This window comes from Microbacterium meiriae, from assembly GCF_040685015.1.
Lineage (GTDB): Bacteria > Actinomycetota > Actinomycetes > Actinomycetales > Microbacteriaceae > Microbacterium > Microbacterium meiriae.
Genome location: NZ_JBFBHD010000002.1, coordinates 1,110,532 through 1,134,828, shown reverse-complemented (window position 1 = coordinate 1,134,828; position 24,297 = coordinate 1,110,532). Strand labels below are relative to the sequence as shown.

The 24,297-nt window shown below is 72.1% G+C and carries 22 protein-coding genes; 11 read left to right on the top strand and 11 right to left on the bottom strand.

All coding sequences use genetic code 11. The features are described 5' to 3' along the window. Nucleotides 1–51: 51 nt before the first annotated feature. The 3 genes from dapE (at nucleotide 52) to AB0N68_RS13930 (ending at nucleotide 2,590) form a co-directional block, all read left to right on the top strand. The gene (gene dapE, locus AB0N68_RS13940; protein WP_187663654.1) at nucleotides 52–1,125 is read left to right on the top strand and encodes a succinyl-diaminopimelate desuccinylase; all 1,074 of its coding nucleotides are present in this window, start codon (nucleotides 52–54) and stop codon (nucleotides 1,123–1,125) included. Beyond that, nucleotides 1,107–2,324, top strand: coding sequence for a hypothetical protein (locus AB0N68_RS13935; protein WP_313362761.1), 1,218 nt, complete (start codon nucleotides 1,107–1,109; stop codon nucleotides 2,322–2,324). The genes dapE and AB0N68_RS13935 overlap by 19 nt, the downstream gene beginning before the upstream one ends. 92 nt (nucleotides 2,325–2,416) lie before the next feature. Then, nucleotides 2,417–2,590, top strand: coding sequence for a DUF3117 domain-containing protein (locus tag AB0N68_RS13930; protein WP_071328210.1), 174 nt, complete (start codon nucleotides 2,417–2,419; stop codon nucleotides 2,588–2,590). 81 nt (nucleotides 2,591–2,671) lie between these two features. Here the strand turns inward: AB0N68_RS13930 and AB0N68_RS13925 are convergent, their stop codons facing one another. Beyond that, a complete protein-coding gene (locus AB0N68_RS13925; protein ID WP_187663656.1) occupies nucleotides 2,672–3,310 on the bottom strand; it encodes an O-methyltransferase in 639 nt (212 codons plus the stop codon). Nucleotides 3,311–3,399: 89 nt separating this feature from the next. Here AB0N68_RS13925 and AB0N68_RS13920 point away from each other — a divergent pair, with 89 nt between their 5' ends. Further along, the gene (locus AB0N68_RS13920; protein ID WP_268777749.1) at nucleotides 3,400–3,774 is read left to right on the top strand and encodes a twin-arginine translocase TatA/TatE family subunit; all 375 of its coding nucleotides are present in this window, start codon (nucleotides 3,400–3,402) and stop codon (nucleotides 3,772–3,774) included. Nucleotides 3,775–3,784: 10 nt separating this feature from the next. On the opposite strand, the gene AB0N68_RS13915 is transcribed toward AB0N68_RS13920, so the two are convergent. Genes AB0N68_RS13915 through AB0N68_RS13900 form a run of 4 tightly spaced genes read right to left on the bottom strand, consistent with a single transcriptional unit; the run spans nucleotide 3,785 to nucleotide 7,209 of the window. Further along, the gene (locus AB0N68_RS13915) at nucleotides 3,785–4,279 is read right to left on the bottom strand and encodes a YcxB family protein (RefSeq protein WP_187663658.1); all 495 of its coding nucleotides are present in this window, start codon (nucleotides 4,277–4,279) and stop codon (nucleotides 3,785–3,787) included. Nucleotides 4,280–4,301: 22 nt separating this feature from the next. Then, nucleotides 4,302–5,423, bottom strand: coding sequence for an Mrp/NBP35 family ATP-binding protein (locus AB0N68_RS13910; RefSeq protein WP_280569713.1), 1,122 nt, complete (start codon nucleotides 5,421–5,423; stop codon nucleotides 4,302–4,304). Then, nucleotides 5,420–5,941 carry a DUF1003 domain-containing protein gene (locus tag AB0N68_RS13905; protein WP_187663660.1) on the bottom strand — a complete coding sequence of 174 codons (522 nt, stop codon included), beginning with the start codon at nucleotides 5,939–5,941 and terminating at the stop codon, nucleotides 5,420–5,422. Before AB0N68_RS13905 ends, AB0N68_RS13910 begins: the two co-directional genes overlap by 4 nt. Next, nucleotides 5,941–7,209: a magnesium transporter MgtE N-terminal domain-containing protein gene (locus AB0N68_RS13900; RefSeq protein WP_268777747.1), complete on the bottom strand. Its 1,269-nt coding sequence runs from the start codon at nucleotides 7,207–7,209 to the stop codon at nucleotides 5,941–5,943. Before AB0N68_RS13900 ends, AB0N68_RS13905 begins: the two co-directional genes overlap by 1 nt. An 87-nt stretch (nucleotides 7,210–7,296) precedes the next feature. On the opposite strand from AB0N68_RS13900, the gene AB0N68_RS13895 reads away from it, so the two are divergent. Further along, nucleotides 7,297–8,025, top strand: a complete 729-nt coding sequence (locus AB0N68_RS13895; protein WP_280569718.1) for a YflT domain-containing protein — start codon at nucleotides 7,297–7,299, stop codon at nucleotides 8,023–8,025. Further along, a complete protein-coding gene (locus AB0N68_RS13890) occupies nucleotides 8,022–8,699 on the top strand; it encodes an alpha/beta hydrolase family protein (protein WP_280569720.1) in 678 nt (225 codons plus the stop codon). Before AB0N68_RS13895 ends, AB0N68_RS13890 begins: the two co-directional genes overlap by 4 nt. Nucleotides 8,700–8,729: 30 nt before the next feature. On the opposite strand, the gene AB0N68_RS13885 is transcribed toward AB0N68_RS13890, so the two are convergent. Together AB0N68_RS13885 and AB0N68_RS13880 are read right to left on the bottom strand one after the other, a co-directional pair. After that, on the bottom strand, nucleotides 8,730–10,151 hold the full coding sequence (locus AB0N68_RS13885) for an aminopeptidase P family protein (protein WP_280569723.1): 1,422 nt from the start codon (nucleotides 10,149–10,151) through the stop codon (nucleotides 8,730–8,732). Nucleotides 10,152–10,187: 36 nt separating this feature from the next. After that, nucleotides 10,188–11,210, bottom strand: coding sequence for an endonuclease/exonuclease/phosphatase family protein (locus AB0N68_RS13880; protein ID WP_259953114.1), 1,023 nt, complete (start codon nucleotides 11,208–11,210; stop codon nucleotides 10,188–10,190). Between the two features lie 115 nt (nucleotides 11,211–11,325). Here AB0N68_RS13880 and AB0N68_RS13875 point away from each other — a divergent pair, with 115 nt between their 5' ends. Continuing rightward, entirely contained in the window at nucleotides 11,326–12,189 is an 864-nt protein-coding gene (locus AB0N68_RS13875) for a PHP domain-containing protein (RefSeq protein WP_280569726.1), read from the top strand. A 62-nt stretch (nucleotides 12,190–12,251) separates the two neighbouring features. Beyond that, nucleotides 12,252–13,181 carry a DUF817 domain-containing protein gene (locus AB0N68_RS13870; protein ID WP_232089207.1) on the top strand — a complete coding sequence of 310 codons (930 nt, stop codon included), beginning with the start codon at nucleotides 12,252–12,254 and terminating at the stop codon, nucleotides 13,179–13,181. Here AB0N68_RS13870 and AB0N68_RS13865 read toward each other — a convergent pair. Next, nucleotides 13,168–14,688, bottom strand: coding sequence for a DEAD/DEAH box helicase (locus AB0N68_RS13865; protein WP_259953118.1), 1,521 nt, complete (start codon nucleotides 14,686–14,688; stop codon nucleotides 13,168–13,170). The genes AB0N68_RS13870 and AB0N68_RS13865 overlap by 14 nt on opposite strands. Before the next feature lie 196 nt (nucleotides 14,689–14,884). Here AB0N68_RS13865 and AB0N68_RS13860 point away from each other — a divergent pair, with 196 nt between their 5' ends. Beyond that, nucleotides 14,885–15,598, top strand: coding sequence for a ferritin-like fold-containing protein (locus AB0N68_RS13860; protein WP_060923156.1), 714 nt, complete (start codon nucleotides 14,885–14,887; stop codon nucleotides 15,596–15,598). 1 nt (nucleotide 15,599) lies between these two features. On the opposite strand, the gene AB0N68_RS13855 is transcribed toward AB0N68_RS13860, so the two are convergent. Continuing rightward, nucleotides 15,600–15,887, bottom strand: coding sequence for a hypothetical protein (locus AB0N68_RS13855; protein ID WP_280569047.1), 288 nt, complete (start codon nucleotides 15,885–15,887; stop codon nucleotides 15,600–15,602). A gap of 7 nt (nucleotides 15,888–15,894) precedes the next feature. Continuing rightward, nucleotides 15,895–16,119 (bottom strand): DUF3107 domain-containing protein, encoded by a 225-nt coding sequence (locus tag AB0N68_RS13850; protein WP_025102974.1) that lies wholly within the window; start codon nucleotides 16,117–16,119, stop codon nucleotides 15,895–15,897. A 151-nt stretch (nucleotides 16,120–16,270) separates the two neighbouring features. On the opposite strand from AB0N68_RS13850, the gene AB0N68_RS13845 reads away from it, so the two are divergent. After that, the gene (locus tag AB0N68_RS13845) at nucleotides 16,271–19,480 is read left to right on the top strand and encodes an ATP-dependent helicase (RefSeq protein ID WP_187663667.1); all 3,210 of its coding nucleotides are present in this window, start codon (nucleotides 16,271–16,273) and stop codon (nucleotides 19,478–19,480) included. Continuing rightward, entirely contained in the window at nucleotides 19,477–22,962 is a 3,486-nt protein-coding gene (locus AB0N68_RS13840) for an ATP-dependent DNA helicase (RefSeq protein ID WP_280569052.1), read from the top strand. Before AB0N68_RS13845 ends, AB0N68_RS13840 begins: the two co-directional genes overlap by 4 nt. Here the strand turns inward: AB0N68_RS13840 and AB0N68_RS13835 are convergent. Next, nucleotides 22,908–24,260: a protein kinase family protein gene (locus AB0N68_RS13835; protein ID WP_280569055.1), complete on the bottom strand. Its 1,353-nt coding sequence runs from the start codon at nucleotides 24,258–24,260 to the stop codon at nucleotides 22,908–22,910. The genes AB0N68_RS13840 and AB0N68_RS13835 overlap by 55 nt on opposite strands. Nucleotides 24,261–24,297: the final 37 nt, after the last annotated feature.

Genomic DNA, 24,297 nt, shown 5'->3' with positions numbered 1-24,297 from the left:
CGCCGACGACGGTGTCCCGTCCCGCATGACGGGCATCAGTAGGCTGGGGGCATGGTGCTCGATCTGACCGCGTCCTCCGCCGACATCACCCGCGCGATCTGCGATGTCCCGAGCGTCTCCGGCGATGAGAAGACCCTGGCCGACCTGATCGAGGAGGCCGTGTCCGGTCTGCCGCACCTGGAGGTCATCCGCCACGGCAACACGGTGGTCGCCCGCACGGATCTCGGCCGAGCGCAGCGCGTGGCGATCGCCGGGCACATCGACACCGTGCCCCTCAACGACAACCTGCCCACGCGCGACGTCGAGATCGACGGCGTGCCGCATCTGTGGGGAAGGGGCACCGTCGACATGAAAGCCGGGGTCGCGGTGCAGCTCAAGCTCGCCGCCGAGCTCACCGACCCCGCGATCGACGTGACCTGGATGTGGTACGACAACGAGGAGGTCGCGGCCTCCCTGAACGGCCTCGGGCTTCTCGCCGCGGCACGGCCCGACCTGTTCCAGGCCGACTTCGCCATCCTCGGGGAGCCGTCGAACGGACAGGTCGAGGGTGGGTGCAACGGCACGCTGCGGGCGATCGTGCGGACCACGGGCGTCCGCGCGCACAGTGCCAGGGCCTGGATCGGCGAGAACGCGATCCATCGCGCGGCCCCCATCCTCACTCGGCTGTCCGAGTACCGGGCGCGCGAGGTGATGGTCGAGGGACTGCTCTACCGGGAGGGGCTCAGCGCGGTCCGCATCGCAGGCGGGGTCGCGGGCAACGTCATCCCGGACGCCTGCGAGGTCGAGGTCAACTACCGCTTCGCGCCGAACAAGTCCGCGGCCGACGCCGAGGCCCACGTCCGGGCGGTCCTCGCCGGATTCGACGTCGAGATCACGGATGCCGCCGAGGGCGCGCGCCCCGGTCTGGACGCCGACATCGCGCGCCGCTTCGTCGCGGCCGTCGGCGCGGAGCCGCAGCCGAAGTACGGGTGGACCGACGTGGCCCGCTTCTCGGCCCTCGGCATCCCGGCCGTGAACTACGGACCCGGCGACCCGCATCTCGCCCATCACGACGAGGAGCGCGTGCCGCTCGCCCAGATCGACGCCGTCGAGCGGGGTCTGCGCGCATGGCTCACGTCGCACTGACGCTCACGCGGCGCTGGGCGCGGATGCCGCTCGCCCTGCGCATCGGCATCGTCTACGTCCTCGCACGGCTCGTGACGACCGGATTCCTCATCGCCGCGGCCTCCCTGTCCACGGTGTTCTCCCGCTTCGGCGATGACGCGGGACTCGTCGACTTCGTCCTCGGATGGGATGCGCAGTGGTACTGGCAGGTGGCCGTGCACGGCTATCCCTCGGACCTCCCGCTGACCGACGACGGGCAGGTGGCCGAGAACGCCTGGGCGTTCATGCCGGTGTTCGCGTACGCCGCGAAGGCGTTGGGCTTCGTGCTCGGTTCCTGGGCGGCCGGCGCCCTCGTGCTCTCGCTCGGAGCCGGCTACCTGGCCTGTCTCGCCCTGCATCGGCTGCTCCGCGACCGCGTCGGGAACGCGGCCGCGTTGTGGGCCGTCGTCTTCTTCGCATCCGGTCCGCTCGCCGCCCTGTTCCAGGTCGGATACGCCGAGACGCTCTTCCTGCTGCTGCTGTTCCTCGCCCTGGACGCGACGATCCGGCGGAACTACGCCTGGCTGTACGTGCTGATCCCCGTTCTGGGGTTCACCCGCCCCGGCGTGCTCGCCTTCGCGCTGTACCTCGGCCTGCACGGGATCCTTCGCTGGAGGAACCGCCGCACCGATCCGCTGGGCGCCAGGGAAGTGGTGCACATCGTGGCCCTCGGCGCGCTGGCGACGGCCACCGGATTCGCCTGGCAGCTGATCGCGGGCGTCGTGACCGGCGACCCCGGCGCCTACCTCGCCACGGAGCTCGCGTGGCGTCGGCACTGGATCGTCGGCGGCGTGGAGGGCTTCGTGCCCTTCGAGGGATGGGTGCAGGCGTCGCACTTCTGGTTCGAGCTCTGGGGTCTGCCGTCGGGATGGGGGCCGGTCGCCCTCGTCGTGCTCGTGGTCGCCGCGGCCGCCGCGCTGCTGCTGTCCCCGCAGGTGCGCGCGCTCGGCCCCGACCTCCGTCTCTGGAGCGCGAGCTACCTGCTCTATCTGCTCGCGGTGTTCTTCCCCCAGTCGAGCACCTTCCGTCTCTTGCTGCCGCTCAGCCCGGCGTGGGGAGCGGTCGCGATCCCGCGCTCCCGTGCCTGGCGGCTGGGCGTGCTCGCGCTGTGCCTGCTGGGCCAGTGGGTCTGGATCTATCACGTGTATGCCCTCGGCAGTACGTTCTGGCAGGTGCCCTGACGACGCGGCGACGCGGATTGTGTCCGGTGACGTCCACGGCGCGGCCGCACCCGATAAACTCGTCCCATACCACCGGAGGAAAGGGAGCCACGATGGCAGCGATGAAGCCGAGGACCGGAGACGGACCCATGGAGGCCGTGAAAGAGGGACGACTCATCATCGTGCGTGTTCCGCTCGAAGGAGGAGGCCGCCTGGTCGTCTCCGTGAACGACGCCGAGGCCAAGGAGCTTCACGACGTGCTCGGTGCCGTCGTGGCCCCGGCCTGATCGAATCTGGTCCGCTGCGGCGGAACCGAGAGGGCGATGGATCCGCGGATCCCTCGCCCTCTTCGCGTGAGCGGCGTCCGATCAGGCGCGGTCGTCGAGGCGGATCAGCTGCAGCAGACCCTCGCCCGCGGGGGAGACGGTCGCCAGCACCGCCGACGACTCCTGGGTCTCCTGCACGAGCGACCGGTAGGCGGATGTGATGTCGTCGCGCTGGACGGGGTCGGCCACGCGGCCCCCGGCGAGGATGCGGGGCACGAGGACCAGGCCGCCCGTGCGGGCGAGGCGGAGGCCGTGCGAGACGTACTCGATGACGTTCTCGGGGTCGGCGTCCACGAGGACGATGTCGTACGACGCCTCGTTCATCCGGGGGAGCACGTCGATCGCGCGACCGGCGATGAACCGGGCACGAGTGGCGGGCACCTTCGCGTCCGCGAACGCCTGGCGGGCGGCGGCGAGGTGCTCGGGCTCGTTGTCGATCGAGGTCAGCACCGCGGTCGGCGCGCCGCGCAGCAGCCAGAGTCCGGAGACGCCGGCGCCGGTGCCGATCTCGACGATGGAGCGGGCGGTGCCTGCGGCGGCGAGCACGGCGATCTGCGAGCCGACGACCGCGCTGATCGGGGCGGCCCCCAGCTCGACGGCGTGGGCGCGAGCGCGGGCGATGGTCTCCGGCTCGACGATGGACTCCCGAAGGAAGCGCGCGTTGGCGTCGTGCTCGCTCATGACCTGCCTCTCCTGCGTGCATGGCTGATGTCTCCAGGGTATTCGCTCACCGCGCGCAGAGCCTGCAGGCGCGGCGGTAGCCTGGTCACATGACGTTCGGCCTCACCTTCGAGAAGCTGCTGCTCATCGGCCTGATCGCCGTGCTGATCATCGGCCCCGAGCGTCTGCCGCGTGCCGCGGAGGGCTTCGCGCGCATCGTGCGCAAGGCCGGTGAATACCTCCGCGACACGAAGTCCCGCGTGCGCGAGGAGATGGGTCCGGAGCTCGACGACGTGGACTGGCGCAAGCTCGACCCGCGGCAGTACGACCCTCGGCGCATCATCCGCGACGCGCTCCTGGAGGAGCCGGAGCCCGCGACCCCCGCGCAGGCCACGGCGACGATCGCGGAGCCGGTGGCCCCGCGCACCGCGCCGCCGACCTTCAGCGCGGAGAACCGTCCGCCGTTCGACACCGAGGCGACCTGAGCCGCCCGGGTCACGAGATCCGCGTCCGCAGCGTCGCCAACTCTTCGTCGCTGAAGAGGGAACGCGGAATGGCGGTGGCGACGGAGGCATCGCGGACTTTGAAGATCACCGCGTCCCGGCCGACGCGCAGGCTCTGGAACGTGCGGTAGGGGATCTCGGAACGGCGGCGATCGCTGCCCAGCTGCAGACGATCCTCGTCGAGCGCGACCCACACCACGCTCTCCACCGGCATTGCGGCGCGCACGGCCCGACGGGCGCTCGAGGTGGTGAGGATCACCGCATACGCTCCCAGAGCGATGGTCACCGCGGGCATCCAGGCGACGAGCGCGCTCACCTCCTCTCCGGCGGCGAGACGGTCGTTGAGGGTGAGGACGGAGAGCACGAGGCCCGCCGCCAGCGCGACCCACATCACGATCGCGACAGGCCTGGTCAGCGCGTAGACGGCCGCGTCTCTGGCCATCCTCCGCAGAAGCCCTTCATCCACGGTCACGGAGCGATGCGGCATCCGTCCATCCTCCCACGCGCCCTCACCCGATCGACATGGGCAGCGTTCGGCCGGCCAGGCCTCGCCCTCGACGCGCGAGCGCCTCCGCCAGCGCGCGGATCGCCCCCGCGGCGGCATCGTCCGGCGCGGAGGTGACGACCGGAACGCCCTCGTCCCCGCCCTGGCGGAGGGCCGGGCTGAGCGGGATGGAGGCCAGCAGCGGCACCGCAGCGTCGGGCACGGACAGGGCCTCCGCGACAGATGCGCCGCCGCCGGCCCCGAAGAGATCGACGACGGTGCCGTCGGGGAGCGTGTATGCGGCCATGTTCTCGACCACGCCGATCACGCGCTGTCCGGTCTGGCGTGCCACGAGCCCGCTGCGGATGGCCACGTCGGAGGCCGCCGCCTGGGGTGTGGTGACCACGAGCACCTCGGCGTGGGGGAGGAGCTGCCCGATCGAGATGGCGATGTCCCCGGTGCCAGGGGGCATGTCGATGAGCAGGACGTCGAGGTCGCCGAAGAAGACGTCGGTGAGGAACTGCGAGACCGTGCGGTGCAGCATCGGTCCGCGCCAGGCCACCACGGACTCCCCGTCGCGCAGGAACATCCCGATCGAGATGGTCTTCACCCCGTGGGCCACCGGCGGCAGCATGAGGTCGTCGATGCGCGTCGGCTGCGTGCCGGAGGGGATCCCGAGCAGTCCGGGGATCGAGAAGCCGTGCACGTCCGCATCCACCAGGCCGACGGCGAGGCCCTGGTCGGCGAGGGCGACCGCGAGGTTCGCGGTGACCGTCGACTTGCCGACGCCGCCCTTCCCGCTGGAGACGAGGATCACGCGGGTGAGCGAGTCGGGCCCGAACGGCATGTGCCGCGCCGGGCGGCCGGCGCGGAGCCGTTCGGTGAGGGCCTTGCGCTCGGCAGGCGTCATCACGCCCACCTCGACCGCGACGTCCGTGATGCCGGGGACCGCGGCGGCGGCGCCGCGCACGTCGCGCTCGATGCGGTCGGCGGCGGGGCATCCGACGATCGTCAGCACGATGCCCACACGCGCCACCCCGTCTTCGACCGTGATGTCGCGCACCATGTCGAGGTCGCCGATCGGTCGCCGCAGCTCCGGGTCGGTCACCGCCGCCACTGCGGCTCTGACGTTCTCGGCCGCGGTCATGAGGCGGCGCCGCCCGCGGACTTCTCCTCGGTGTCGCCCAGCTCTGCCAGCAGGGCACGGAGCTCCTGCCGCAGCACGTCGCGGGTGACCACCTGCGCGTTGCGCTCCTCCAGCGACATCCGCAGTGCGACGATCTCACGGGCCAGGTACTCGGTGTCCGCGAGGTTCCGCTCGGCGCGCTGCCGGTCCTGCTCGATCTGCACGCGGTCGCGGTCGTCCTGGCGGTTCTGCGCGAGGAGGATGAGCGGCGCGGCGTACGACGCCTGCAGCGACAGCATGAGGGTGAGCGCGGTGAAGCCGAGCGCGGCGTCGTCGAAGCGGACCTCGCGCGGCATCAGCGTGTTCCAGCCGATCCAGAGGATGCAGAAGAGACTGAGGATGACGAGGAACGCGGGAGTTCCCATCGCGCGGGCGACCCACTCCGTGAAGCGGCCGAAGCGGTCGCGCGAGGTGGAACGGGGGCGGGTGCTCGTCCGTCCTGGCGCGTCGAGGCGGGCGGCCCGCTCCTTGCGCGCCATCAGTGCGTCTCCGTCACGGGCGGCGCCACGTCGTCGCTGTCGTGGGTGCGCCAGTCGTCCGGCAGCAGGTAGTCGAGGACGTCGTCGATGCTGATCGCGCCGACGAGGCGGTGCGCGGCGTCGATGACCGGCAGCGAGACGAGGTCGTAGCTGGCGAGCATGCGGGCGACCTCGGCCGCGGAGGCGGTGACCGGCACCGGCTCGAGGCTGTCGTCGAGGATGGCGCCGAGACGCTCGTGCGGCGGGTAGCGCAGCATCCGCTGGAAGTGCACGAGCCCGAGCAGGCGGCCGGTGGGGGTCTCGAACGGCGGGAGCGTGACGAACACGGCCGCGGCGAGGGCCGGATGCAGCTCGTGACGGCGGATGAGCGCCAGCGCCTCGGCGACCGTGGCGTCGGCGGAGAGGATGATCGGCTCCGGGGTCATCAGACCGCCCGCCGTGTCCGGGCCGTAGCGCAGGAGCATCCGCACGTCCTCCGCCCTCTCCGGCTCCATCCGCTGGAGCAGCTCCTCCAGCTGGGTGGGTGGGAGCTGGGCCAGCAGGTCGGCGGCGTCGTCCGGCTCCATCTGGTCGAGGATGTCGGCCGCGCGCTCCTCGCCGAGGCGGTCGAGGATGTGCACCTGCTCGTCCTCGGGCATCTCCTCGAGGGCGTCGGCGAGGCGGTCGTCGGAGAGCTCCTCCGCCACCTCGATCATCCGCTGCTGCGGGAGGTCGAGGAGCGTGTTGGCGAGGTCGGCGGCGTGCAGCTCGGAGTAGGAGGCGACGAGCTGCTCGGCGGACTGGGACTCGCCCGGCGCCTGTTCCTCGGTCACCTCGCTCCAGGCGGCGAACGTCGTCGGGCCCTTGGCGAACGGCGACGCGCCGGTCTTCGGGCGACGCAGGAAGAGCTGGCTGATCGCCCACTCGCCGAGGCGGTTGGGTTCGATCGCCACGTCCTCGATCACGGCCGTGCCGCTGCCGTCGGTGAGGCTCACCCGTCGGCCCAGCATCTCGGCGAGGACGCGCACCTCGCCGGCACGCGGGGAGAAGCGGCGGACGTTGATGAGACCGGTGGTGATGACCTGCCCGGACCGGATGGACGTCACCCGGCCGATCGAGAGGAACACGTGCCGGCGGCCGGGGATCTCCACGACCAGCCCGATGACACGCGGGGCCGCGGTACTTCGATACACGACGACGACATCCCGGACCTTGCCGAGGCGGTCGCCGACGGGATCGAAGACGGCGCACCCTGCCAGGCGCGCGGCGAAAACCCGTTGTGTGCTCACTCGACCAGCGTAGCCCGCGGCGTGCCGGGGCGGCGGCTGCGGCGGTCGCTCGGCCGGCCGCGGGGCACGACGTGGAAGAATAGCCGGATGAGCATGCTGAATCGCCCCGCGAGCGGCACGGACACCGGTGAGATCGTCGCCTCCATGCGCGACTACGAGAGCGCGCAGAAGGCGGTGTCGAAGCTGATCGCCGGAGAGGTCCCCGCGCGCGACATCGCGATCGTCGGGCAGAGCGTGCGGACGGTCGAGCGGGTGACCGGACGGCTCGGCTACGCCGCCGCGGCGCGCTCGGGAGCGATCAACGGGGTGCTCATCGGACTCTTCCTGTCGGCGATCCTCGTCCTCGGCAACCCCGAGGTGCCGATCCAGCTGTTCGTCGGCTTCGTCCTCATCGGCGTCGCGGTGGGCATGCTGCTCAGCCTCATCACCTACGCCATCGTGCGCCGCCGCCGGGACTTCGCGAGCGTGACGCAGTTCGCCGCGGATCACTACGAGGTGACCGTGCAGCCCGGCTCGCTGGCGAAGGCGCGGCAGGTCCTCGGCGCGCAGCGGGTCGCCCCCGTGCGTCCTCCGGTGAACCTGGACGAGCCGCCGAAGTACGGCGAGCGGATCCCGCAGGGCGCTCCGGCTCCCGCTCCTGAGCCTGCTCCGGAGCCCGCTCCCGCTCCCGACCCGGCACCGGCTCCCGCTCCCGCTCCCGAGCCTGCCCCCGCTCCGGAGCCGGCACCGTCTCCGGAGCCGGCACCGGCTCCCGAGCCGGGTCTTCCGCCGCGGCCGGCCGACCCGGAGACGGGCACCCCCGGGTCCGTGCGGTGACCACGGGGGCCACCGCCCTGCGCATCGAGGTCGCTCTGCCCGCCGGGGCGACCACGGTGTCCGCCGAGTGGACGCCGGGTACCCGTGATGACGTCGTCCTGATCGCGCACGGGGCGGGGGCCGCGAAGGACCACCCGTTCCTCGTCGGGTTCGACCGCGCACTCGCGGCGCTCGGGTACTCGACTCTGCGCTTCAACTTCCCGTACATCGAGCAGGGGCGTCGCATGCCCGGTCCTGCCGCCCACGCGGTCGCGACCTGGGAGGCCGCGGTCGCCGAGGCCCGCGCGCGGGCGCCGCGATCCGCCGTGTGGGCCACCGGGAAGTCCTACGGCGGCCGCATGGCGTCCATGGCCGTCGCCGAGGGCCTTGCCGTGGACGGCCTCGTCTACCTCGGCTATCCGCTGCATCCGCCGGGCCGCCCGGATAAGCCCCGCATCGCCCACCTGCCATCGATCACCGTCCCGCAGCTCTTCGTGGAGGGCACCGCGGACCCGTTCATCCAGCCGATCGCCCAACTCGACGAGGCCGTCGCCGGCTGTCAGGACGCGCGGGTGCACTGGGTCGAGGGCGGCGGGCACTCCTTCGAGGTGAAGGGGCGGAGGCGTCCGGCGGCGGAGGTCGCTGCGGACCTCGCACCGGTGGTCGACGCCTTCGTCACCGGGCAGCGGGACTGAGCGGGGCGGCCGCCCCGCTCCCGCCCGTCGTCAGCCCTGCAGACGCGCCATCCACGCCTCGACCGCGTCGGCCGTGCGGGGGATGCCCGCGGAGAGATTGACCGGGCCGTCCTCGGTCATCAGGATGTCGTCCTCGATCCGGACGCCGATCCCGCGCAGCTCGGCGGGAACCGTGAGGTCGTCGATCTGGAAGTACAGTCCCGGCTCGATCGTGAAGACCATGCCGGGCGTGAGGATGCCGTCGTAGTACATCTCGCGGCGCGCCTGCGCGCAGTCGTGCACGTCGATGCCGAGATGGTGCGACGTGCCGTGCACCATGTAGCGACGGTGCTGGCCGCCCTTGTCCGCGTCCAGGGCTTCCTCCGGGGTGACGGGGAGGAGGCCCCACTCCGCGGTGCGCTCAGCGATCACGGCCATGGCCGCCGCGTGCACGTCGCGGAAGCGGACGCCGACCTTCGCCGCCGCGAGAGCCGCGTCCGCGGCCTCGCGCACCGTCTCGTAGACCCGGCGCTGCACCTCGGTGAACGTCCCGGACACCGGGAGCGTGCGGGTGATGTCGGCGGTATAGAGGCTGTCGGCCTCCACACCCGCATCGACGAGGATGAGGTCTCCTGGCACGACGGCGCCGTCGTTGCGCGTCCAGTGCAGGTAGCAGGCGTGCGGTCCGGACGCGGCGATCGTGTCATAGCCTTCGCCGTTGCCGTCCTCGCGGGCGCGGCGGTGGAAGACGCCCTCGACGACGCGCTCGCCACGGGCATGTGCCACCGCGGCGGGGAGCTCGCGGATGATGTCGTCGAAGCCCTGCGCCGTGATCTCCACGGCCCGGCGCATCTCGGCGATCTCGAAGTCGTCCTTGATGAGGCGCAGCTCCGAGACGACACGGGTGAGGGTCTCGTCCTCCTCGAGGACCAGCTCGCCCTCGACCGGGGCGAACTCGTGCAGGTGCGCCGTGGCCAGCTGCAGGTCGGCGGCGACACCGGCGAGCGACGGACGCGGCCCGATCCAGAATTCGCCGACCGTGGCGTCGGCGAAGAACTCCGTCGTGGTGCGGTCGGCGCGCTCGCGGAAGTACAGCGTGACGTCATGCCCGTCGTCGGTCGGCTCGAAGACGAGCACCGAGTCCGGTTCGGCGTCGGACGCCCAGCCGGTGAGGTGCGCGAAGGCGGAGTGCGCGCGGAAGACGTAGTCGGTGTCGTTGCTGCGCTGCTTGAGCGAACCGGCGGGGATCACGAGCCGCGTGCCGGGGAACGCGGCCGAGACGGCAGCGCGGCGGCGCTCGGCGTACGGAGCCTGGGCGCGCGGCGCGGGCAGCGTCTCCGGACGCTCGGCCCACCCGGTGGAGATGGTGTCGAGGAAGCCCTGCGGGAAGGGCTGCTTGCGATTGGTCGAGCTGTTCTCGACGGGGGTTTCGACGGTCTCGTCAGCGATCGTGTCGTTTTCTCCGGTGCTCATCCGTCCAGTCTCTCACCTGGAGGCCGCGCAGCGTGATCAGCCGGCCGGCTCGAGCTGCACGATGAGGGCGCGGTGGTCGCTCCCGCCGGCATCCTCGAGGACGGCAGAGCCGGTGGGGCGCCAGTTGGCGGACGCCATCACGTGATCGATGGGGGCACCGGCGAGGGCGGGGAACGAGCTCGGCCAGGTGCCGGACATCCCGTTGCCGGTCCGGGAGGCGACGTCCCGGCAGTAGCCGATGTCGCCGCCGTCGACGCCGAGGGAGGCCATGTGATCCACGGTCGCGTTGAAGTCTCCGGCGAGGATGAAGTCACCCGCAGGGCACTGGTCGGCGATCCACTGCAGATCGCTCTGCCATTGCTGCATCTCCTCCATGCGCGGCGCGACGGCGTGCACGGCGACGATCGTGGGGCCGTCCCCGTCGATCGGCATGAGCACGGCGCTCGGCACGGATCCGGTGTTGTTGCTTCCGTCCTTGGAGGACTCGATCACGGAGTACTCGCCGAGCTCGGGAGCCACCAGGACCGTGGTCTGCCACGACTGCGGGCCGTCCTCCACGTCCGGGCGGAACTGCACGTGGTGCACCCACATCGGATGGCCCTGCTCGCGCAGCATGAGCGCGATCCGCTCGCCGACCTCTTCGGTGGTCTCCGGCAGCGCCACCACGTCGGCCTCCTGCTCGAGGATCTCCTGGGCGATCTGTTCGGCGGAGACGGCCTCACCCGCCGTGTTCCAGGTGAGCACCCGCAGACTCGTGTCCGTCCGCTCAGGCAGGGCCGCCACCCCGAAGCCGCGGGTCGCTCCGATCGCACCCGTCGCCGCAGCACCGAGGAGGGCGACGATCAGGACCGAGGCCGCGAACCCGCGCAGCGGTCGGGCGAGGAGGAGCAGCAGCGCCAGCACCGCGATGACCAGGAACCCGCCGAGTACGAGGCCGCGGGCGGCGACGAGCTGAGCGAACGGGTAGGTCTGCTCGAGGTGGAAGAACTGCGGCCACACCACGATCGCCGACGCGATCGCGAAGAGCACGGTGAGCAGGATCCCCAGGAGACGAAACATCCCCTCCAGCCTAGAAGCGCCGCCTGTGAAGTCCCTGCCTCGCATCGCCGGTCCGTCCACGCGATACGGGTCCGGTTTCCGCGCCACGCGCGTCGACGCTCGGTACGCTCGGAGGATGCCCGTTCCACCCGCCGGTCCTGCCGACCTGCACCTGCACTCCAACCACTCCGACGGCACCGAGTCGCCCGCCGAGGTCATGAGGCAGGCGCATCGGCACGGCGTACGGACCGCCGCGCTCACGGACCACGACCGCACCACGGGCTGGACGGAGGCCGGCGACGCCGCCGTCGCGCTCGGCATGACCTTCCTCCCCGGGATGGAGCTGTCAGCCAAACACGAGTGGCGCAGCGTGCACGTGCTCGGCTATCTCTTCGATCCGGAGGATGCGGCGCTGCGGGCGGAGACCGACCGGATCCGGAACGACCGGATCGGACGAGCGGAGCGCATCGTCCGCAACATCGGCCGCGATTACGACCTGCACTGGGATGACGTCCTCGCCCAGACGACGCTCGACGCGACGGTCGGCCGGCCCCACATCGCGGACGCGCTGGTGGCGCGCGGCATCGTACGCGACCGCGGCGAGGCCTTCGACGGCATCCTCCACCCGCGGGAGGGCTACTATGAGCCGCACTACGCCCCGGACCCGCTGACCGCCGTGAGGCTTCTCACCGAGGCGGGCGGCGTGGCGATCATCGCGCACCCTGTGACGGCGGGCCGTGATCGGATGATGCCGGTGCCGTACATCGAGCGTCTGATCAACGCGGGGCTGGCCGGATTCGAGGTGGACCACCGGGAGAACACCGCCGCCGGCAAGCGGCTGCTGCGCGAACTGGCAGCCCGGCACGACCTCATCGTCACCGGGTCCAGCGATTACCACGGCACCGGAAAACCGAACGTGCCGGGGGAGAACACCACCGCGGCGGACATGGTCGCCCGGATCATCGATCGCGCCTCCGGCTCCGGCCCGCGGCGTCCCTGACCCCGGCGGACTGTCGGCGGTCTCCCGGCATTCTGTCGAGGCGGACCGATACGGTCCGAGGCATGCAACGTGCCACCTCCCTGGAGCGCCGCGTCGACGCGATCGCTCGCCGACTCCTCCGTGCGGTGCCGACATCGGGCTTCCGCGCCGGGCTGGCCGAGTTCCTCGTCTTCGTGCTGAAGCAGGCCTGGGCCTGCGTGTTCGGTGCGGCGCTGCTGGTGGTGATCGTCGCCGCCCGCCTCTGGTACCCCGACGACGCCGCGCTCGCCCGCAACGACGCGCTGACGATCGCGGCCGTGCTCATCCAGGTGGCCATGCTCGTGTTCCGCCTCGAGAGCGGGCGGGAGCTCTGGGTGATCGTGCTCTTCCACATCACCGGCACGGCGATGGAGCTGTTCAAGACCGACGTCGGTTCCTGGGCGTATGCCGCGGACGGCATCCTCCGCATCGGGGGAGTCCCGCTGTTCAGCGGGTTCATGTACGCGGCGGTCGGCTCCTACATGGTGCGCGTGTACCGGCTGTTCGACCTCGGGTTCACCCGCTACCCGCGCCGGTGGTTGACGGCCGTCCTGGCCGCCGCCATCTACGTCAACTTCTTCACCCACCACTGGTGGTGGGATGCCAGGTGGCTGCTCCTCGCCGGGGTGGTGGTGCTGTGGCTGCCCACCGTCATGCACGCCCGCGTATGGCGCCGCACCATCCGGCTGCCGCTCCTCGCGGTCTTCGCCGGGGTGGCGGTGTTCATCTACCTGGCCGAGAACATCGGCACCTGGGCAGGCGCGTGGGCGTATCCCGACCAGGCGGCGGGGTGGCAGCCCGTGTCCCTGAGCAAGCTCAGCTCCTGGTTCCTGCTGATGATCATCTCGGTGGTGCTCGTCGCCTGGGTCTACCCGCCGCAGGTTCCGGCCGACCTCCTGCACGACGAAGGGCGCCCCACGGTAGACCGTGCGGGCGCCCCTCGGACGACGATGACGCGGATCAGGCGCCGGTGACGGGTGCCGCCCCGGTGCCGGAGCCGCCGCGACGACGGCGGCGACGGCGGGCGGGGGCGGGCTTGCCGTCGTGGTGCTCCTTGCCGGCGCCGTCGTGGGTGCCGGCGCCCTCGGCGCCGCGGTCGGCGGTCTGCGCGGCGGAACCCTCGCCGGACGACCCTTCGGGCGTGCCCTCCGCGAACGTGGAGCCGACAGACGACGAGCCGGTGCGGCGGCGGCGACGGCGGCGCGTGCCGCCCTCTCCGGTGCCCTCTTCGGCGGCGTCCGCGGCGCGCTCCGGACGACGGGTGCGCTCCGTCTTGACCGCTTCCTTCTTCGGCGCGCTCACGAGCCGCCCCTTCGTCCCCTCGGGGATGTCGAGGTCGGTGTACAGGTGCGGGCTCGACGAGTAGGTCTCGACCGGTTCGGGCTGACCGAACTCGAGCGCGCGGTTGATGAGGGCCCACTTGTGCAGGTCCTCCCAGTCCACGAACGTCACCGCGATCCCGGTCTTGCCCGCGCGGCCCGTGCGTCCCGCGCGGTGGAGGTAGGTCTTCTCCTCGTCGGGGATGGTGTGGTTGATGACGTGGGTGACGTCGTCGACGTCGATACCGCGGGCCGCCACGTCCGTCGCCACGAGGACGTCCTTCTTGCCGGCCTTGAACGCGGCCATGGAGCGCTCACGCTGGTCCTGTCCCATGTCGCCGTGGACGCCGCCCACGTTGAAGCCGCGGTCGCTCAGCTCGTCCACCAGACGCTGCGCTGCGCGCTTCGTGCGCGTGAAGATGACCGTCTTCCCCCGGCCCTCGGCCTGCAGGATGCGAGCGATGACCTCGTCCTTGTCCAGCGAGTGGGCGCGGTAGACGAGGTGCTTGATGTTCGCCTGCGTCAGGCCCTCGTCCGGGTCGTTGGCGCGGATGTGGATCGGGTTGGTCATGAACCGCCGTGCCAGCGCGACGATCGGACCGGGCATGGTCGCGGAGAACAGCTGCGTGTGCCGCACCGCGGGGACCTTCTGGAAGATCTTCTCGATGTCGGCGAGGAAGCCGAGGTCGAGCATCTTGTCGGCCTCGTCGAGCACGACCTCGGTCGCGTTCGAGAGGTCGAGGAGGCGCTGGCCGGCGAGGTCGATGAGGCGCCCCGGCGTGCCGACGACGATCTGCGCTCCGGCCTTGAGCTGGTCGATCTGCCCTTCGTACGCCTTGCCGCCGTAGATGGCGACGACGCTGGTGGAGCGGTTGCTCGTGAGCAGATCGATGTCCTCGTAGACCTGCACCGCGAGCTCGCGGGTCGGGACGACGATGAGGGCCTTGACCCCGTGCTCCGGATCCTTCCCGAGGCGCTGCACGACCGGGATGCCGAAGCCGAAGGTCTTGCCGGTACCGGTCTTCGCCTGTCCGATGATGTCCTGCCCCGGGAGCCCGAGGGGGATGGTCTGCTCCTGGATCGGGAAGGCATCGACGATGCCCTTCGCGGCCAGTGCGTCGACGATGTCCTGATCGATGCCGAGTTCGGCGAAAGTTGTCACTGTTGTTCAGATGCCTGTCCGGCGACCATGCGCGATCGCCTCGTAAACGGAGCCACGCCGTCTCGTGTGCCACAGGCGCGGGGCCCCGCTCCGACGGCGGGGACACGCCCAGCCTACCGGAGGGGCGGCTCCGGGCAGGGAGGACGTCTTCTGCCGAGTATTGTGAACGACGTGGCCGACTCGGGAGGAACACCTCGTGGTTAAGTGGTTCTGGCAGCGCGACGCCGCGCCGCGACGCACCCTGGCGCTGCGCAGCCGCGGCGAGCAGAGCGATGCGACGCGTGTCGACTTCGCGGAGCTGGCGCCGGAGCTCGACCGATTCCTCGGCCAGGCGGCCTACCTCCAGCTCGGCTACTTCGAGACGCTGACGCGGCTCATCCGCGCGACTCCCGAGCTGGCCGAGAAGGAGTCGCTGTCCCGGGCAGCCGGTGCGGCGCTCACCAAGCACCGGGGCATCGTCGACATCATCGCGGCGCGCGGTCAGGACCCGACGCAGCTCATGCTCCCGTTCCGCGAGCACCTGGACGCGTTCCGGCGCAAGACCATCGGGGCGCGCCCGCGCGAGACCCTGCTCGCGGTCTACATCACGGCGGGCATGCTCGACGACTTCTATCTCGCGCTCGCTTCGAGCTACGGCGAGACGGGGCGGCGGGTCGCGGAGATCCTGCGCGAGGACGACGCGCGCCACGAGATCGTCGCAATCATCCAGGAGACGATCGAGAGCGACGAGGAGTGGCGCTCACTGCTCTCCATGTGGGCGCGACGTCTCGTGGGCGACACGATCCTCGTCTGCCGCGCGGCCCTGCGGCCGGAGCTCCTCGCCGTGGAGGAGGCCCGCATCGAGCCGGTGTATACCGAGCTCATGGGAGCGCACGCCCGTCGCATGGATGCGATGGGCCTCGCGTCCTAGGTCAGATCCCGAGCGCGGCTCTCCGCTGCGCGTCACCGCGTCGACGCGCTGCGGTGAGAGCCGCGGCGGCGAGCGCCGCGACCGCGGCGGCTCCGAGGGTGCTCGCCAGCCACAGCCAGACGCTGTCCTCGCCCACGCCGGACCACTGCAGAGCCGTGTAGATGATCGCCGAGACGGCCGTCGCGATCGCCGGGGCGAGTGCGACGCCGCGCCGTTCGCGACCGCCGATCAGGAAGTGCGCGGCGATGCCGAGCACGCAGGCGCCGACGAGGGCGAGGAGGATGTACATGCGCGGGTCAGGCGACGAAGCCCACGCGACGCGACTCCTCGGTGCCCAGCTCGATGTAGGCGAGGTTCGCGGTCGGCACGATGTAGGAGTTGCCCTTCACGTCGGCGAAGCTCAGGTGCGAGGCGCTCTGCTCGAGCGCGGCGGAGACCTGGGTGCGGACCTCGTCCGCCGTGGCAGCGGTGTCGAAGCTCAGCTCGCGGCCGGTGTTGATGATGCCGATGCGGATTTCCACGGGTGCTCCTTGCAGGTCGTCGGACTCGGCCAACTCTATCGCGCACCGAGCGGGGGAGACCGGCGGCGTCGGTCGTTTCGCCCTGAGCGCACAACCCGCGAGGAGGTTCGCCCTCGACGCCGATGTCCGCGCCTCCCGATAGCGTGGAGGGATGATGTCGGATGCCGCGCAGCGAGCCGTGATCACGGCGCCGCCGACCGCGTCGGGCGTCGTGATCGGTGCCCCCGGTACCGGTAAGACGCGCACGCTCGTCGACCGTGTGGTGCAGCTCCTCGAGGTCGAAGGGCTGCGGCCGGAAGAGGTGCTGGCGCTCACGCCGAGCCGACAGGCGGCCACCGCGCTGCGCGACCGGATCGGCGTGCGCATCGGCCAGGCGACGCCGGGACCGCTGGCCCGGTCGCTCGGGTCGTTCGCGTTCCAGCTCGTCCGCGGCGCGATGGTGAGGGAGGGCGCGGAGCCGCCGGCTCTGCTCACCGGCGCCGATCAGGACCGCATCATCGCCGAACTGCTCGCCGGCGATGCCGAAGACGCCCGCATCGCCTGGCCTCCGGCGCTCAGCGAGCCCGTCCGCGCCTCGAAGGGCTTCCGCTCCGAACTCCGCGCCTTCCTCGCGGAGTGCACGGAGCTGGGGGCGAGCCCGGCCGAACTGCGCGCCACCGGCGATGCGGTGTGGACGGCGGCGGCCGACTTCGTGGAGGAGTACCGCGCGGTGCTCGATGCCCTACGGGCCGCGCACCGCGACGCCGCCGATCTGCTCAGCGAGGCAGCGGGGATCCTCCGCACGGCTGACAGCGCGACCCTCGGGCCACTGTCGCCCCTGCGGGTGGTGCTCATCGACGACGCCCAGGAGCTGACGCGCGGAGGCATCGGCGTGGTGCAGGCGCTCCTCGACCGGGGCATCGCGGTCCACGCATTCGGCGACCCCGACATCTCCTCCGGTGCCTTCCGCGGAGCCAGCCCCGAGCTTTTCGCGCAACTCGCCGGCGCGCTCACCACCGTGCACGTGCTCGACGGCGCCCACCGTCAGCGCCCGCTGCTGACCGCGTTGACGCGCACGGTGACGCAGGCGATCGGCGTCTCGGGACGCGTCGAGCATCGGCGCGCCCCGGCGCCCACCGCGGGGGACGACAGCGCGGAGGTCTCGACCTTCCTCGCGCCGTCGCCCTACGAGGAGTTCGACCGCATCGCGGGAGTCATGCGCGACTGGCATCTGAGCGCCGGCATCCCGTGGGAGCGGATGGCGGTCATCGCCCACGACACCCGTCAGGTCACAGCCTTGGAGACCGAGCTGGCCGCGCGCGAGATCCCGACGAGGGCCGCCGGGGTGCAGCGCCCGCTCGGGAGCGAGGGGATCGTGCGCGACATCGTCGGCATCGTGCGGCTCGCGCTGACTCCGGACGAGGACCGCACCGTGCAGGCCTGGGAGGAGGCGCTGCGGACGCCGTTCGGTGGAATGGACGCGATCGCGCTCCGTCGGCTGCGCGCGCGGCTCCGCCACCTCGAACTCGGTCAGGGCGGGTCGACTCCCGCGCGCGAGCTGCTGCGCGCGGCGATGTCGGCGCCGGCCACCCTCACGCTCATCGATGCACCGGAGTCGCGGACCGCCGAGCGCTTCGCCGAGACGGTCGCCGGCGTCGCTCGTGCGGCGGCGGAAGGCGAGACGATCCACGACCTCCTGTGGCGCATCTGGGAGCAGGCCAGGGCCGTCGACGGGCGGCGGCTGCAGGTCGCGTGGCGGGAGATCTCGCTGCTGCCGACCGGAGCCGAGACGGCGCGATCGCTGGATGCTCTCGTGGCTCTGTTCGACGCGGCCAAGCGCTTCGTCGAGCGCACACCCGACGAGCGCCCCGAGGTCTTCGTGCGCGACATCCTCGACAGCGAGGTGCCGGAGGACACGCTGTCGTCGCCGGACCGGCCGGGGACGGTCACCCTGCTCACGCCGGCCACCGCGCTCGGCACGGAGTTCGACGCGGTGGTCGTCGCCGGTGTGCAGGACGGCGTCTGGCCCAACGTACGGCTGCGTGGCGGGCTGCTCCAGACCTGGCGGCTCGCCGACGCGCTGACCGCGGCGCGCTCCGGCCTCCCGGCGGAGGTCCCGGGCGTGCTCGACCGGCGTCGGGCGGCGCTCCATGACGAGTTGCGGCTGTTCGTGCGGGCACTCTCGCGGGCGCGCCATCGCCTCCTCATCACCGCGGTGGACGATGACGACCTGTCGCCCAGCGCCTTCTTCGGATTCCTTCCCCCTCCGGAGCCGCCGGAGCGTCATGCCTCCGCGGAGCACCCGCTCACGCTGCGCGGGCTGGTCGCGCGGCACCGTCGGGTGCTCACCACGACACACGCCGAACCCGCGAGGCGCGAGGCGGCCGCCCAACTCGCCATCCTCGCCCGGGAGGGCGTGCCGGGAGCGCATCCGCACGACTGGTACGGCGTCACGGCGCCCTCGACGGCGGCGCCGCTGCGCGATCTCGCTGCGAGCGGAGCCCGGGTGTCGCCCTCGGCGGTGGAGTCGTACGAGGAATGCGGGCTCAACTGGGTCGTCTCGGCTCTCGGCGGCGACACCGTCATGCCGCCGACGGCGGGCATCGGCACGATCGTCCACGAGGCGATGGAGCGCGTGCCGGACGGCGACCTCGCGCGCATGCGGGAGATCGTCGAGGAGCATTGGCCGGAGCTCGACTTCGAGACGGCCTGGATCGGGCGCAAGGAGCGTCGTCGCGCCGACCTGTTCGTCGACCGGCTGCACAGCTACCTCGGTGAGGTGACGAGGGACGGCGGGCGCGTCCTCGGCAGCGAGGTGGAGTTCCGGTTCGCCGTCGACGTGTCCGGCGAGACCGCCGAGCCGAGCGTCTACCCGGTGGGGGAGGACCGCGGTCACCGCGCCATCGTGCACGGCTACATCGACCGGGTCGAGGCGTATCCGCCCGGCGCGGGCGAACACGGACCGGCGCGCGGCCGCGGCTGGCAGTCGATGGCCGGTGGGCCGGAGGGGACCACGGTGGTCGTCGACCTCAAGACCGGGAAGACCGATCCGGAGGCGGACGGCGGCGTCGTCGACCATGCCCAGCTCGCGGCCTATCAGATCGCTGTGCAGGAGGGGCTCGTGCCCGGTGCCGCGCCCGGTTCGCTCGGGGGCGCGCGTCTGGTGATCGTCTCGAAGACCCTGGCGAAGAGCGACTACCGCGTCGCGCACCAGCACGCCTTGGACGCCGAGGCCCGGTCGCAGTTCCTGCACCGGGTCGCCGAGGTCGCCCGCGGCATGTCGGCGGCGAGCTTCACGGCTCAGGTGGAGGCCCACTGCGCCGACACGCAGCGCCGGGTCCATCCCTGCCGCATCCACACCGTGCCGGCGGTGAGCGCATGACCGCAGGAACCCCGGACGCCGTGCTCTCGGCGACCGACATCGCCGCCGCGCTCGGACTGCCGACCCCGACGCCCGCCCAGCAGCATGTGATCGAGGCGCCGCTGGAGCCGGCGCTCGTCGTCGCCGGGGCGGGCAGCGGCAAGACGGAGACCATGTCGGCCCGGGTGGTCTGGCTCGTCGCGAACGGGCTCGTCCGCCGGGACGAGGTCCTCGGCCTCACGTTCACCCGCAAGGCGGCGGGGGAGCTCGCGGAGCGCATCGGCGCCCGCCTCGCCGTCGTTGACGAATACGGTCGGCGGGGCCTGCTCCCGCATCTCCCGGAGATCGTCGCCGGAGGGGCACTGCGTCGAGTGGCGGAGGCCGCGCCGGGGCGGCAGCGCGAACTCGTGCGCAGCCATGTCCTCGACGAGCTCGCCCAGCACTACGGCACGGCCGGGGAGCCCGGGGCGCTCCGCACCGCCGACGACCTCCTCATCCGTCCCCGCGTCTCGACCTACAACGCCTTCGCCGACGGCATCGTGCGCGAGCACGCCGCACGCATCGGCCGGGATCCCGATGTGGCGATGCTCAGCCAGGCGGCGTCCTGGATGCTGGCGCGGGAGGTCGTGCTCCGCAGCGATCTGCCGGAGCTGGAGGAGGTCGACTACGCCCTCGGAACAGTCATCGACGCCGTGCAGCGGCTCGCCGGCGCGGCGCTCGACCATCGCGTCGACCTCGCCGAGGCCGAGCGTCTCGCGGCAGCACAGGCCGCGGCGTTCGAGCCCTACCGCTCCCATGCCGATGTCGAGAAGGCGGCGGTCAACCTGCGCACCCTCCCGACTCTGACCAGCCTCGTGCGCGACTACATCGCCGAGAAGGACCGGCGCGGCGTGCTCGACTTCGCCGACCAGGTGTCCGGAGCGTACGACATCGTCGAGTCCGCGCCGGACGTCCGCGCCGAGCTCCGGGAGCAGCACCGGGTCGTCCTCCTCGACGAGTACCAGGACACCTCCGTGATCCAGACGCGCTTCCTCGCGGAGCTGTTCCGCGACACGGCGGTCATGGCCGTCGGCGATCCGCACCAGTCGATCTACGGGTGGCGCGGAGCCAGCGCCGACAACCTCTACGCGTTCCCCCGATCCTTCTCTAGCGCCGGAGAGGTACGCACCTACAGCCTCATGACGAGCTGGCGCAACGACCGCCGGATCCTCGACGTCGCCAACCGGGTGTTGGAGCCTCTGCAGCGCCCCGGACTCGACGTGCCGCCGCTGGAGCCGCGGCCGGGCGCGGGGGAGGGCACGGTCGCCGTGCGCTACCCGTTCACCGTCGACGACGAGGCCGCCGAGGTCGCGGCCTGGTTCGCCGAACGTCGCGCCGCCCACGAGGAGGCCTCGACCTCCCCGCACACCGGCGCCATCCTGTTCCGGTCCAAACGCCACATGCAGACCTTCGCCGGCGCGCTCGCCGCGCGAGGCATCCCGCACCGCATCCTCGGACTCGGGGGCCTGCTCGCCACGCCCGAGGTCGTCGACGTGGTCTCGACCCTGCGGGTGGTGCACGACCCGACGGCCGGTTCGGCGCTGATCCGGCTCCTGACGGGCCCGCGCTTCGGCGTCGGGGTGGCGGATATGGCGGCGCTGTACGAGCTGGGACGCGCGCTCGCGGAGCGCGACACCGCCCTCATGCCCCTGCCGGAAGAGGTGCGGGCGCGGCTGCGCTCCTCCCGCGGTGCCGACGAGGCCGTCTCCATCGTGGACGCGGTCGACATCGTGCGCGCGGTCCGCGACGACTATCGCCTGCTGGAGGGCATCACCCCGGAGGGCCGCTCACGGATCCGCGCCGCGGGGGAGATGCTGGAGCGCCTGCGTCGCGCGTCGTCCCAGCCGATCCCGGAACTCATCCGGCTCATCGAGCTGGAGCTGCGATTGGATATCGAGCTCGCCGCCAACGAGACCCGGGGACCCGCGCGGGTCGCAGCCACCCAGCTGCGGGCGTTCGCCGACGAGGTGCGCGCGTTCCTCGCCGCCGACGAGCGCGGCACGATCGGCAGCCTGCTGGCCTGGCTCGACAAGGCGGAGAGCACCGACGAACTCATGCCCCGACCGGAGCCCCCGGAGCCCGGGGTCGTGCAACTGCTCACGATCCACGGGTCGAAGGGCCTGGAGTGGGACGCCGTCGCGGTCGTGCGCCTCGTCGTCGACGAGCTGCCTGGGCGGGTGTCCGACACCTCGGGATGGTTCGGGTTCGGCGTCGTGCCGTTCGCGCTGCGCGGAGACCGCGACGCGCTCCCGCGTTTCGTCTGGGACCCGGAGGAGGCGATGGAGGGCGAGGCCGACCCCGGCAAGCGGCAGAAGCTCGCACAGGCGTCGCTGTCGGGCGGGGCGACGAAAGCGAACCCCCACGGCGGCGCGCTCAAGCGCTTCAAGGACGCCTACCGGGAGTATCAGCGCCAGGAGGAGCGTCGCCTCGCTTACGTGGCGATCACCCGCGCCAAGAGCGACCTGCTGCTGAGCGGCGCCCACTGGGCGGGTCAGAAGGCGCCGCGCACGCCGAGTCCGTACCTCCTGGAGGCCATCGACGTCCTCGGGCTCGACGCGATCCCTCCGGTCGACCCGGACGAGAACCCGTACGACGGTCCCGGCGCCACGCTGCACTGGCCGCTCGACCCGCTCGGCGGACGGCGCCCCGTGGTGAGCGCCGCGGCGGCGGTCGTCGAGGAGGCCCTCCAGGGCGATACCCTCGAGCCGACCGAGGAGTTGCGCCGGCTCCTCGACGAGCGCGCCGCCCGCCAGCGCGGGACGGACGCGGAGGCACCCACGCGAGTGCCCGCCTCCCGGTTCAAGGACTACGTCACGGACTACACCGGGACCCTGTCCTCGCTCGTGCGCCCGATGCCCGAACGCCCGTACCGCCAGACCCGTCTGGGGACCCTGTTCCACGCGTGGGTTGAGCAGCGCTCCGAGCTCGTCGGTGTCGGAACCCGGGTGGACGAGGCGCTCTGGGAGGTCGACGAGGACGAGCCCGAGGACGACGGTGCACCGGATGCTCCGGCATCCGGTGCCGCTGCGGACGCCGCCGACCTCGCCGCACTGCAGGAGACCTTCGAGCGGAGCGAGTGGGGGCTGTTGCAGCCGCTCGCCGTGGAGATCGAGATCGACTTCGCGCTGGGAGCCGGTCTCCCCGGAGTGCGCCCCGACGCGACGGAAGCCCACATCGTCATCTGCAAGCTCGACGCGGTGTACCGACGCGCCGACCGCGGCGGACGGATCGAGATCGTCGACTGGAAGACCGGGCGGGCGCCACGCACACCGCAGGAGCGCGAGGAGCGCATGCTGCAGCTGGCCCTCTACCGGCTCGCGTACCACCGGCGTTTCGGCGTCCCGCTCGAGGAGATCGACGTGGCGCTGTACTACGTGGCCGACGACCTCGTCATCCGCGGGGACCGCGTCTACTCCGAGGAGGAGCTCTTCCAGCGCTGGAGCGCCGCCCGCGCCGCGCGCTGAGCCTCTTCGGAATCGTCGTCGTCCGCCGAGGGGGAGGAGGGGAAGGAAGTCTCGACCCGTCCGCTTCCGCGCGTCTCGGCGAACGCGTGCGCGACGCCGGAGAGGTCCTCGGTCTCGATGCTCGCCACGGCGGCACGATGTTCCGCGTCGGGCTGCGACGGCGCGCCCGCGGGCTCGCCCGCCCCCGCCACCGACGACCCGGTGCGCGCGGCGTCGAGATCCACGTCGTCCGCCTCCGCCGCCCAGAGCTCTTCCGGGTTGTAGGCATCGGTCTGCATCGAGGTGTCCACCTCGGGAGCGGCCGCCACCGGCACGCGGTCGAGCGCGTCCATCGCCGAGTCCACGTCCGAGCGGCGATCACCGGGCACGCCGAGATCGTCGTGGCGCAGGCCGTCGGCGAGAGCCTCCAGCAGCGCGGCCGCGTCCTCCACGATGTCCTCGCGCCGCAGCGCGTCCCCGTGGACGAGCCAGCGGGCGAACTCCAGCTCGGCGAGCAGCCGCGCACGGATCTCGAGACCGGCGTCGGGAGTTCGATCCATCGCACGGGCGTACGCGCCGTGCACGTCGGCCGCGGCGTCGGGCGCGGCCGACAGCCAGGACAGGTCGAGCGCCGGATCGCCGACCGCGAGACCGTGCCAGCCGATCACGCCGGTGACCTCGGGGCCGCGCTCGGGATGATCGTCGAAGAGGAACGACGTGGCCTGCGCGCCGCCGAGCACGACCGTCGACTCGAAGCGCCAGAGGTCGTCGTCGGCGACGGCCTCCCGCCACCGCACCGTGAGGCGGGCGGGGACGCGTCCCGTGGCTGCGGCGGTGTCGACGAGCCGCTCCAGCTCGGCGCGGCTCTCCTCCGCACTGCGCATCACGAGTCCGGCACCGCGGACGACCGACGTCGGCAGCGCGTGCACGGCGGCGATCGCGGCCCCCATGGACTCCGCGGCGCCGCGTCCGGCGGGAACCATCGACGCCTCGATCTGGAAGCCGGGGAGCAGTTCGGTCACGAGCGCTCGGCCCTCGCCCACCCTCGTCTCGCCGATGTATCCGGGAGCGCGGAACGGGAGCATGGCGCGCGCGCCGTCGGTGAGGGCGCGGAGCGCGAGGGCTTCGGCCGCCAGCTCGCGCGCGGCGTCATCATCGTCCGCCACGCGGATCGCGAGCTCCCGGCCGTCGGCGAGGGAGGCGACGGCGGAGTCGAAGCGCCCGTCGCCGTTCGCGGTGAGCGCCCGGGTGCCCGTGACCTCCGCGCCGGGAAGTGCGGCCGTCACCGCCGCGGCTAGAGTGAATGGAGAGCGTCCCATGCCCCCAGGGTAGGTCGGCTCAGGGGCGGTCCCGCCT

What these genes read in the sequence shown, in the direction of transcription:
- dapE (WP_187663654.1), top strand. Translation starts at nt 52, where the DNA reads ATGGTGCTCGATCTGACCGCGTCCTCCGCCGACATCACCCGCGCGATC.
- AB0N68_RS13935 (WP_313362761.1), top strand. Translation starts at nt 1,107, where the DNA reads ATGGCTCACGTCGCACTGACGCTCACGCGGCGCTGGGCGCGGATGCCG.
- AB0N68_RS13930 (WP_071328210.1), top strand. Translation starts at nt 2,417, where the DNA reads ATGGCAGCGATGAAGCCGAGGACCGGAGACGGACCCATGGAGGCCGTG.
- AB0N68_RS13925 (WP_187663656.1), bottom strand. Translation starts at nt 3,310, where the DNA reads ATGAGCGAGCACGACGCCAACGCGCGCTTCCTTCGGGAGTCCATCGTC.
- AB0N68_RS13920 (WP_268777749.1), top strand. Translation starts at nt 3,400, where the DNA reads ATGACGTTCGGCCTCACCTTCGAGAAGCTGCTGCTCATCGGCCTGATC.
- AB0N68_RS13915 (WP_187663658.1), bottom strand. Translation starts at nt 4,279, where the DNA reads ATGCCGCATCGCTCCGTGACCGTGGATGAAGGGCTTCTGCGGAGGATG.
- AB0N68_RS13910 (WP_280569713.1), bottom strand. Translation starts at nt 5,423, where the DNA reads ATGACCGCGGCCGAGAACGTCAGAGCCGCAGTGGCGGCGGTGACCGAC.
- AB0N68_RS13905 (WP_187663660.1), bottom strand. Translation starts at nt 5,941, where the DNA reads ATGGCGCGCAAGGAGCGGGCCGCCCGCCTCGACGCGCCAGGACGGACG.
- AB0N68_RS13895 (WP_280569718.1), top strand. Translation starts at nt 7,297, where the DNA reads ATGAGCATGCTGAATCGCCCCGCGAGCGGCACGGACACCGGTGAGATC.
- AB0N68_RS13885 (WP_280569723.1), bottom strand. Translation starts at nt 10,151, where the DNA reads ATGAGCACCGGAGAAAACGACACGATCGCTGACGAGACCGTCGAAACC.
- AB0N68_RS13880 (WP_259953114.1), bottom strand. Translation starts at nt 11,210, where the DNA reads ATGTTTCGTCTCCTGGGGATCCTGCTCACCGTGCTCTTCGCGATCGCG.
- AB0N68_RS13875 (WP_280569726.1), top strand. Translation starts at nt 11,326, where the DNA reads ATGCCCGTTCCACCCGCCGGTCCTGCCGACCTGCACCTGCACTCCAAC.
- AB0N68_RS13870 (WP_232089207.1), top strand. Translation starts at nt 12,252, where the DNA reads ATGCAACGTGCCACCTCCCTGGAGCGCCGCGTCGACGCGATCGCTCGC.
- AB0N68_RS13855 (WP_280569047.1), bottom strand. Translation starts at nt 15,887, where the DNA reads ATGTACATCCTCCTCGCCCTCGTCGGCGCCTGCGTGCTCGGCATCGCC.
- AB0N68_RS13845 (WP_187663667.1), top strand. Translation starts at nt 16,271, where the DNA reads ATGATGTCGGATGCCGCGCAGCGAGCCGTGATCACGGCGCCGCCGACC.
- AB0N68_RS13840 (WP_280569052.1), top strand. Translation starts at nt 19,477, where the DNA reads ATGACCGCAGGAACCCCGGACGCCGTGCTCTCGGCGACCGACATCGCC.
- AB0N68_RS13835 (WP_280569055.1), bottom strand. Translation starts at nt 24,260, where the DNA reads ATGGGACGCTCTCCATTCACTCTAGCCGCGGCGGTGACGGCCGCACTT.